This is a genomic window from Legionella norrlandica (assembly GCF_000770585.1).
In the GTDB taxonomy this organism is placed as follows: domain Bacteria; phylum Pseudomonadota; class Gammaproteobacteria; order Legionellales; family Legionellaceae; genus Legionella; species Legionella norrlandica.
Genome location: NZ_JNCF01000065.1, coordinates 1 through 8857, shown reverse-complemented (window position 1 = coordinate 8857; position 8857 = coordinate 1). Strand labels below are relative to the sequence as shown.

Sequence of the window (8857 nt, the reverse complement as noted above, 5' to 3'; positions counted from 1 at the left end):
TTTTTTAGGCAGTCCGCATTGATGTAATTTTAAGGTGGGACCAACAACAATAACCGATCTCCCCGAGTAATCGACTCGTTTTCCTAAAAGATTTTGTCTAAAGCGACCTTGCTTACCTTTGATCATGTCAGCCAACGACTTCAGAGGTCTTTTATTAGTTCCGGTAATTGCACGACCACGTCTTCCATTATCAAGCAACGCATCAACAGACTCTTGCAACATTCTCTTTTCATTGCGTACGATAATGTCCGGCGCGTTAAGATCAAGCAGCCTTTTTAGTCGGTTGTTTCTATTAATCACGCGTCTGTATAAATCATTCAAATCTGAAGTTGCAAAACGTCCACCATCTAATGGTACTAGTGGTCTTAAATCTGGCGGGAGAACTGGAAGAACATCCATAATCATCCATTCAGGTTTATTTCCTGACTCATAAAATGCTTCAAGCAATTTTAATCTTTTGGTGATTTTTTTAATTTTTGTTTCAGAATTTGTAGTTGGAAGCTCTTCTCGTAGATTTTTGATTTCTTCCTCTAAATCAATTTGACGCAGCAGATCACGAATTGCTTCAGCACCCATGCGAGCATCAAACTCATCGCCGTATTGCTCCATTGCATCAAGGTATGCTTCATCATTCAATAATTGGCCACGCTCAAGCTCTGTCATCCCAGGCTCAACAACAACAAAAGCTTCAAAATAAAGTACACGCTCTATATCTCTTAAGGTCATATCGAGCAATAAACCAATTCTGGAGGGAAGTGACTTCAAGAACCAGATATGAGCTACAGGACTTGCAAGCTCAATGTGTCCCATTCTTTCACGTCTTACTTTAGCAAGAGCCAATTCAACTCCGCATTTTTCGCAAATAACACCACGATGTTTCAATCGTTTATATTTACCGCATAAACACTCATAATCTTTTACTGGACCAAAAGTTTTAGCGCAGAATAAGCCATCACGTTCGGGTTTAAATGTTCTGTAATTGATTGTTTCTGGTTTTTTAACTTCCCCATAGGACCAGGAACGAATTAATTCAGGAGATGCTAAGGCAATTTTAATAGCATCAAATTCTTCACTTTGACCTTGTTGCTTAAGAATACCAAGTAAATCACTCATTACTGGCGCTTTTTTCATTGGGTCGTTGTTTAGAGTAGCCAAGTCTGTGCCTCCAAAAAATGGTTAGTCAGTATGTATCGCTGAATAGTTAATCGTGCTCTAACTCGATATCAATTCCCAACGCTCTGATTTCTTTCAACAATACATTGAACGATTCAGGCATTCCAGGGTCCATACGATGATCGCCATCGACTATATTTTTGTAGATTTTCGTTCTACCTCCAACGTCATCTGATTTTACAGTTAGCATTTCTTGTAATGTATATGCAGCACCATACGCTTCCAATGCCCACACTTCCATCTCTCCAAAACGCTGACCACCAAACTGAGCTTTACCGCCTAACGGTTGTTGCGTTACCAAGCTGTAGGATCCAGTTGAGCGTGCGTGCATCTTATCATCAACTAAATGGTTCAATTTCAGCATGTACATATAGCCCACGGTGACAGGGTTATCAAATTTATTTCCTGTTCTTCCATCAATTAACACCGTTTTACCATCTGCGGACATTCCCGCCAACTGCAACATACTTTTGATTTCCTTCTCAGTAGCTCCATCAAAAACAGGAGTTGCCATTGGAACCCCTGACCTCAAATTGTCAGCTAACTTCATTAATTCTTCATCATTAAGACATTTCAAATTTACTCGCTGTACACCATCGTGATTATAAATTTTCTCTAGAAACGCTCTAACCTCTAAAGAAGTTTGTTTCTCATCCAGCATTTGAGCAATTTTTCGTCCCAAACCTTTGGCAGCCAAGCCTAGGTGTGTTTCAAGAACCTGACCAATATTCATTCGCGATGGTACACCAAGTGGATTAAGAACTATATCTACTGCTGTTCCATCTTCCATATGGGGCATATCTTCTACCGGAACAACTATCGAAATTACCCCTTTGTTCCCATGACGACCTGCCATTTTATCACCAGGCTGGATCCTTCTTTTAACGGCCAGATACACTTTAACAATTTTCAATACGCCAGGAGCTAAATCATCGCCCTGGGTAATCTTCTTGCGACTATCGTTAAAACGCTTTTCCATTTCTTTAGTCAACAATTCCAATTGCTTAGAAAGTTGCTCAAGTTGTTGACTTACTGAGTCATCTTCCAGACGGATATCAAACCATTTTTCTCTTTCAGCTTTATCTAAATAGTCTTGGGTAATTTTAGATCCCGGCTTCAAATTTCCTGGACCACCTGTTGCTATCTTATCAATGAGTAAATGAGAAACTCTATGATAAATATCTTCCTCGCGGATGCGTCGCTCATCTATTAAATCCTTACGAACTCGAGCCAGATGCTCTTCCTCGATACTCTTGGCTCTTGCATCTTTTTCAAGTCCATCTCGAGTAAACACTTGCACATCTATGACTGTACCATTCATTCCAGATGGAACTCTTAAAGAAGAATCCTTAACATCTGATGCCTTTTCACCAAAGATAGCTCTTAGAAGTTTCTCTTCTGGAGTAAGTTGTGTTTCTCCCTTAGGTGTTACTTTTCCAACAAGAATATCTCCGGCTTTTACTTCTGCACCAATATAAACAACGCCAGATTCATCTAAATTAGATAAAGCAGATTCACCTACATTAGGAATATCAGCAGTAATTTCTTCTGTCCCTAGTTTAGTGTCACGCGCAATACAAGTTAACTCTTCAATATGAATTGTTGTGAATCTATCATCTTGAACGATGCGTTCGGATATAAGAATTGAGTCCTCAAAGTTATATCCATTCCATGGCATAAACGCGACTAGTAGGTTTTGACCCAAAGCCAACTCACCCATATCAGTGCATGGACCATCAGCCAATATATCCCCTTTCTGAATTAGGTCACCTTTAGAAACTATGGGTCTTTGATTAATACAGGTATCCTGGTTAGAGCGAAAATATTTAGTTAAATTATATATATCTACCCCTGTTTCACCTGCTGTTGTTTCATCATCATTCACACGCACCACAATACGTGAAGCATCAACAAGATCAATAACCCCACCACGTTTGGCTACAACTGAGACGCCTGAATCAGAGGCAACAATTCGCTCCATCCCTGTTCCAACCAGTGGTTTCTCTGAGCGTAATGTAGGAACTGCTTGACGCTGCATGTTAGATCCCATCAATGCCCTGTTCGCATCATCATGCTCCAAGAATGGGATTAATGATGCCGCTACAGAAACGATTTGCTTGGGTGAGACATCCATATAATTGATCTTTTCCGGCGTGGTTAATGAAAATTCATTTTGGTGCCGGCAAGGTACCAAGTCAGCAAGAATATTTCCCTCTTCATCCAGTTCTACATTAGATTGTGCAATATACTGATCAACTTCTTCAATTGCTGATAAATATTCGATTTCGTCCGTTACCCGGCCATTCACTACCTTACGACATGGCGTCTCAATAAATCCATAATCGTTAGTTCGAGCATAAACGGATAAGGAATTGATCAATCCAATATTAGGGCCTTCAGGCGTTTCAATAGGACATACACGTCCGTAGTGCGTAGTATGGACATCTCGAACTTCAAATCCAGCGCGTTCGCGGGTTAAGCCACCTGGTCCTAACGCAGATACACGGCGCTTATGAGTGACTCCAGATAATGGATTGACTTGATCCATAAATTGAGACAATTGACTAGAGCCAAAGAATTCCTTAATAGCAGCAGACACTGGTTTTGCATTAATTAAATCCTGAGGCATTAAATTCTCTGACTCAACCAAACTTAATCGTTCCTTAACAGCCCTCTCTACTCGAACCAAACCAACTCTAAATTGGTTTTCAGTCATTTCTCCAACGCTTCTTACGCGACGATTCCCAAGGTGGTCAATATCATCAACCATGCCGATTCCATTTCTGATATCTATTAATGTTTTGATTACTAATAAGATATCTTCTTTAGTCAAAGTTCCTGGTCCTTCGTCACTTTTTATTCCTACTCGACGATTAAATTTCATTCGTCCTACTGCTGATAAATCATATCTTTCTTCAACAAAAAACAGATTTTTAAATAATGCTTCGGCTGCCTCTTTAGTAGGTGGCTCACCTGGACGCATCATGCGATAAATTTCAACTAATGCTTCTAGTTGGGACGCTGTAGGATCACTTTTTAGTGTGTCTGATATATAAGAGCCATGATCTAAATCATTAGTATAAATCATATCAAATTCTAAAATACCGCTATTTGCCATAGCATCAAGTAAATCTTCAGTAACCTCGTCATTTGCTTGTGCTAAAAATTCACCTGTTGATGTATCAATAATATTCTTTGCTAGTATTTTTCCAACCAGGTAATCTCTTGGAACAACTAGATCTTTCATTTGATGCTTTTCCATTTGCTTAATGTGTCTTGCAGTAATTCTGCGGCCTTGCTCCACAATAAGCTCCCCAGTCTCTGGAACATGTATATCGAAAGAAGCTATTTCCCCACGGAGACGCTGAGGAATTAAATCGATATGGTATTCGCCATTTTTTAGATGACAGCTAGTTGTTTCAAAAAATTCATTCAGTATATCTTCTGCTTCATAACCCAAAGCTCTAAGCAATATTGTTACTGGCAACTTGCGACGTCTATCAATGCGCACATACACACAGTCTTTAGGATCAAATTCAAAATCCAACCATGAACCACGATAAGGAATTATTCGTGCAGAATAAAGTAATTTGCCTGAAGAATGAGTTTTTCCTTTATCATGTTCAAATATTACACCTGGAGAACGATGTAATTGTGAAACTACTACTCTCTCAGTACCGTTAATTACAAAAGTACCAACATCAGTCATTAACGGAATTTCACCCATAAAAACATCTTGTTCTCTTATATCCTTGACAGGCTTTGGCTCATCGCTTGCATCTTTATCGAGAACTACAAGCCTAATTTTTACTCTAAGGGGAGCTGAATAAGTTAATCCTCTTAGCTTACATTCGCGGACATCAAATGCTGGCTCACCTAATTTATAACCAACGTATTCAAGTCTTGCATTACCAGAAAAACTTTCAATAGGAAATACAGAAGAGAATGCAGCATGTAATCCAGTCTTCAGTTGTTCACTTAATTTAGTATCGGTTTGGAGAAAATCCCTGTAGGATTTAAGTTGAATTTCAAGCAGATTCGGTATGGGCATTATGTCTGTCTGCTTACCAAAGCTTTTGCGAAATCGTTTTTTCTCAGCATGCGAATATTGAGGTCTAGCTTCTGCAACTGCCATGGTGGTTCCTCTGTAAATTATTGATGATTTTCAAACGAGTAAACCCAGCCATGTAAACATGGCTGGGTCCTAAAATACTTCTTTTTATTAATTATTTAACTTCTACTGTAGCACCAGCTTCTTCAAGTTCTTTCTTGATGCTGGCAGCTTCATCTTTGGATACACCCTCTTTAACAGTTGCTGGTGCACCTTCTACTAGATCTTTAGCTTCTTTCAGACCAAGACCAGTTATTCCTCGAATTGCCTTAATGACATTTACTTTGTTAGAACCAAAGCTGGTCATAACAACAGTAAATTCGGTTTGTTCTTCAGCAGCAGCGGCAGCAGCACCTGCAGTTGGTGCAGCAACAGCTACAGCAGCAGCGGCAGCAGAAACATTAAATTTCTCTTCCATTGCTTCTATTAATTCAACAATTTCCATTACTGACATGTTTGAAATTGTTTCTAATATTTCGTTCTTTGATACAGCCATTACTAGCTCCTAATTAAAATTAAATAATGATTAAGCGAGAGTTTCTGCTTTTTTGTCCTTCACAGCAGCAATAGTTCTGACCAACTTAGCATGTGGCTCTGCAAGTGTACGGACAAATTTCTCAATTGGCGCTTTCATCACATACATTAACTTGGCTATAGCTTCATCACGTGTGGGCAGGCTTGCAACTGCATCAATTTGATTTGCGTTGTATACCTTACCTCCAACTGATAATGCTTTAACTTCAAGCTTTTCAAATGTTTTTGCGAATTCTTTTAATAGCCTAGCAGCATCACTTGGTGCTTCAAGAGATAATGCAATAAATACTGGGCCCACAAGCAAGTCATTAAGGCATTCAAATTCTGTATTTTTAAATGCTCTTCTTGTTAGAGTATTTCGCACTACTCGAAGATATACGCGTGATTTGCGTGCTTCACTACGTAATTGCGTCATTTGATTAACAGTTAACCCACGATAATCAGCAACCACTGCTGAAATAGCCTTTGACGCGACTGCAGTCACTTCTTCAACAACGGCTTTTTTTGCAGCTAAATTTAATGTCACGTTACTGACCTCCTAATTTGTACAAATCACATGGACTTGACAGTTATGGTGGCCGTCTCTTATTAAGGAGCCGGTTCACCGTCTGCGCAGGAAATTAAGCATAAGCACCTGCGGTCTTCGACGGCATGGAACCAAATCTATGCCGTGAATTCTTAAAATGGGATAATATATTACATAGGTATTGATGAAATATCAATAGGTAACCCTGGGCCCATTGTACTAGATAAGGATATTTTCTTTAAATATTGTCCTTTAGATGAAGTTGGCTTTGCCTTTTTCAGATCATTAATTAATGCTATAACATTTTCCATAACATCTTCCGGTGTAAAATCAACCTTACCAATAGAACAATGAATAATTCCATTTTTATCGGTTCTATATCTTACCTGTCCAGATTTGGCATCATTAACAGCCGCTTCAACATTAGTAGTAACTGTTCCAACCTTAGGATTTGGCATAAGCCTCGTGGTCCCAAGATCTGACCTAGCTGTCCTACAAGCCTCATAGCATCTGGTGTTGCTATTACAACATCAAAATCCATCTCACCTGCTTTAATTCGATCTGCTAGATCTTCAAAACCTACTATATCTGCTCCTGCAGTCTTAGCCTTTTCGGCGTTATCCCCTTGAGCAAAAACAGCTACTCTCACAGTTTTACCGGTGCCCTTAGGAAGATTTGTGGAAGAACGAACCACTTGATCTGACTTGCGAGGATCAACACCAAGGTTAATGCTTATATCTAGACTCTCGCGAAATTTCTTGGATGCAAATTCTTTTAAGATAGCTACCGCATCAGTAATTGTATAAAAATGATTTGGTTTAATAACTTCCGCTACTTTCTTTTGTTTTTTACTTAATTTTGCCATGGTAACCCCTTATTCCAAACCTTCAACATCAATACCCATGCTACGAGCTGTACCTGCAATACTTCTAACTGCCGCAGATAAGTCAGCAGCTGTAAGATCTGGCTTCTTAATTTTAGCAATCTCTTCAAGTTGACTGACGTTTAGCTTAGCTACTTTTTTAGTGTTTGGTGTACCGCTTCCGCTTTGGATGCCAGCTGCTTTCTTCAATAAGACCGATGCAGGCGGGGTTTTGGTTACAAAAGTAAAGCTACGATCACTGTATACTGTAATAACAACTGGAGTAGGTAACCCTTTCTCCATTTGTTGGGTCGCAGCATTAAATGCTTTACAAAATTCCATGATGTTTACGCCACGTTGACCTAGTGCTGGACCAACTGGTGGACTTGGATTTGCACTTCCTGCGGGAATTTGTAGCTTTATGTATGCTTCTACTTTTTTTGCCATTTTTACTCCTTATGGGTCATACGCTAGTATTATTGAATTTCAATTCAATTCTAGCTCCCCTGTTTTTACAAAATTATATCTTTCAAACATCTAGTAATTTTGGATACTAGCTTATGTCTTCTCTACTTGACTGAATTCTAATTCTACAGGTGTAGAACGTCCAAAAATAAGAACTGCAACTCTTAATCTATTCTTCTCATAATTTACTTCTTCAACTACTCCGTTGAAATCAACAAACGGACCTTCTTTAACTCTTATAACTTCACCAGGCTCAAATAGTATTTTAGGTCTTGGTTTAGTCACTCCATCCTCAACTCGCTGCATAATTGCTTGTGCTTCTCTATCAGAAATTGGCGTTGGCTTTTGACTTTGGCTGGTTCCTCCGATAAACCCTAATACCCTAGGAATAGCTCTAACCATATGCCATGTTTGATCGTCCATAATCATATGGACTAAGACATAACCCGGGAAGAATTTACGAGTGCTTCTGCGTTTTTGTCCAGAACGCATTTCAACAACTTCTTCTGAAGGTACAACAACTTCACCTATTTTATCTTGCAAATTATGGTGCTTTGCACGAGATACTATTTCACGCATAACAAAATTTTCATACCCTGAATAGGCATGTACAACGTACCACTGTTTTGTCTTGTGTTCGTCCACCATATTCACCCTAAATGCGTTAACTTAGCAATTGCCCACATCATAATTGAGTCTACTCCCCAGAGTATAAACCCAGTTAGACCAACCATAACCATTACTATTGTAGTTGTTTGTATTGTTTCTTGACGAGTAGGCCAAACTACTTTTAGCAGTTCAATTTTTGCTTCCTGTGCAAATGCAAAAATACGCTTGCCTGTTGTGGTTAAGTAACCTAAAAACATTATTAAGATAAACCATACAAGCCATAGTATGGCTTGGATTGGTCCTGTAAACGTATAATAATAAGTGCAGAAAAATGCTCCTGCGGTTACTAAAATTATAGTCATCCAGGATATTGTATCTTTTACTTTGCTCTGATTTTCGTTTGAACTTTTCATATTTACTTGGTAGTTGGCAGGCCAGGAGGAATCGAACCCCCAACCTGCGGTTTTGGAGACCGCCGCTCTGCCAATTGAGCTACTGGCCTAAATTTAATTGGCACAAATATGATTATTCGTGCCACATACTACTTTATTACCTCTTTACTCGATTATTTTAGCGA

6 protein-coding genes, 1 tRNA gene and 2 pseudogenes are annotated in these 8857 nt (G+C 39.1%); all 9 read right to left on the bottom strand.

Annotation, left to right across the window (positions count from 1 at the left end):
- Positions 1–1113: pseudogene (locus tag OK13_RS11790) on the bottom strand (DNA-directed RNA polymerase subunit beta'); the annotation flags it as partial.
- Between the two features lie 88 nt (positions 1114–1201).
- On the bottom strand, positions 1202–5308 hold the full coding sequence (gene rpoB / locus OK13_RS11785) for a DNA-directed RNA polymerase subunit beta (protein ID WP_035890997.1): 4107 nt from the start codon (positions 5306–5308) through the stop codon (positions 1202–1204).
- A 91-nt stretch (positions 5309–5399) separates the two neighbouring features.
- Positions 5400–5780: a 50S ribosomal protein L7/L12 gene (gene rplL / locus OK13_RS11780; RefSeq protein WP_035890995.1), complete on the bottom strand. Its 381-nt coding sequence runs from the start codon at positions 5778–5780 to the stop codon at positions 5400–5402.
- A gap of 30 nt (positions 5781–5810) precedes the next feature.
- Positions 5811–6344: a 50S ribosomal protein L10 gene (rplJ, locus tag OK13_RS11775; RefSeq protein ID WP_035890993.1), complete on the bottom strand. Its 534-nt coding sequence runs from the start codon at positions 6342–6344 to the stop codon at positions 5811–5813.
- A 170-nt stretch (positions 6345–6514) separates the two neighbouring features.
- A pseudogene (rplA, locus tag OK13_RS11770) lies at positions 6515–7074 on the bottom strand (50S ribosomal protein L1).
- Positions 7075–7218: 144 nt separating this feature from the next.
- Positions 7219–7653 (bottom strand): 50S ribosomal protein L11, encoded by a 435-nt coding sequence (gene rplK, locus OK13_RS11765; RefSeq protein WP_035890990.1) that lies wholly within the window; start codon positions 7651–7653, stop codon positions 7219–7221.
- 111 nt (positions 7654–7764) lie between these two features.
- Complete coding sequence (gene nusG / locus OK13_RS11760; protein ID WP_035890988.1) at positions 7765–8319, bottom strand: transcription termination/antitermination protein NusG; 555 nt, start codon at positions 8317–8319, stop codon at positions 7765–7767.
- A 2-nt stretch (positions 8320–8321) separates the two neighbouring features.
- Positions 8322–8693, bottom strand: coding sequence for a preprotein translocase subunit SecE (gene secE / locus OK13_RS11755; RefSeq protein ID WP_035890987.1), 372 nt, complete (start codon positions 8691–8693; stop codon positions 8322–8324).
- Positions 8694–8707: 14 nt separating this feature from the next.
- Positions 8708–8782 (bottom strand) — tRNA-Trp (locus OK13_RS11750).
- Positions 8783–8857 lie beyond the last annotated feature (75 nt).

Excerpts from the sequence above, each read along its gene's own strand:
- rpoB (WP_035890997.1), bottom strand. The coding sequence starts at position 5,308 with ATGGCAGTTGCAGAAGCTAGACCTCAATATTCGCATGCTGAGAAAAAA.
- rplL (WP_035890995.1), bottom strand. The coding sequence starts at position 5,780 with ATGGCTGTATCAAAGAACGAAATATTAGAAACAATTTCAAACATGTCA.
- rplK (WP_035890990.1), bottom strand. The coding sequence starts at position 7,653 with ATGGCAAAAAAAGTAGAAGCATACATAAAGCTACAAATTCCCGCAGGA.
- nusG (WP_035890988.1), bottom strand. The coding sequence starts at position 8,319 with ATGGTGGACGAACACAAGACAAAACAGTGGTACGTTGTACATGCCTAT.
- secE (WP_035890987.1), bottom strand. The coding sequence starts at position 8,693 with ATGAAAAGTTCAAACGAAAATCAGAGCAAAGTAAAAGATACAATATCC.